Genomic DNA, 798 nt, shown 5'->3' with positions numbered 1-798 from the left:
CCAATAGATTTTGTTTGTAAAGCATTAATAAGAGCATCTGTATCAACTATACCAGCACGTGCAGTATTTATTAAATACGCAGTAGATTTCATTTGAGAAAATTCTTTTTCCCCAATAAACTTAGTGGTCTTTTCTGAAAGACGTATGTGTACTGTGACAAAATCAGATTGTGCTAATAGTTCTTCAAATGTTACAGGTGTACATCCAGCTTCTTCAATAACCTTAGGATCCATAAACGGATCATATATAATAACCTTAGAACCAAAACCACTTAATCTTTTAACTACTTGGCGACCAATATAACCAAATCCAATTATCCCTACAGTACAAGTACGCATATCATGAATATACTCTTGGTTTACATAATTTTTGCACCATTTTCTATCATGAATTAACTTATGGCTACGAGCGATATTCTTATTTTCAGCAATCATCATACCAACAGTAAAATCAGCAACAGCATGTGCACTACGCCATGGTGCATTTATTAGCTTAATTCCACGTTTTGTTAAAGCTTCTACATCAGCGTTTTCATAACCACCACGTAATACAGCAGCAACCTTTAAATTCTCAGAAGCATTAATAATTTCTTTATTTATAGAAGCAACATGTACCACTATAATATCTTTATCCTTGCAAGCATCTAGTAAAGGCTTATAAGTAGGTGCAGCGGCAACACCACCTAATTCGATTTGAAGCATACGGTCAGTGATAGGTCCCATAGCATACATATCTTTGTCTTCTATCATAGATACTTCAGCACCATATTTCTCAAGCTCAAACATTTTTTCCATTAGT

1 protein-coding gene is annotated in these 798 nt (G+C 34.3%); it reads right to left on the bottom strand.

The annotated features are described in order from the left end of the window. Positions 1 to 798: NAD(P)-dependent oxidoreductase (locus KPL54_RS25810; RefSeq protein WP_216109325.1), on the bottom strand; the 798-nt coding region annotated here is incomplete at both ends.

Origin of the sequence: Clostridium estertheticum (genome assembly GCF_018861295.1) — a bacterium.
Classification (GTDB): Bacteria; Bacillota; Clostridia; order Clostridiales; family Clostridiaceae; genus Clostridium_AD; species Clostridium_AD estertheticum_D.
The sequence above is the reverse complement of the archived record's forward strand: the minus strand, read 5'-3'. Positions and strand labels throughout refer to the sequence as shown.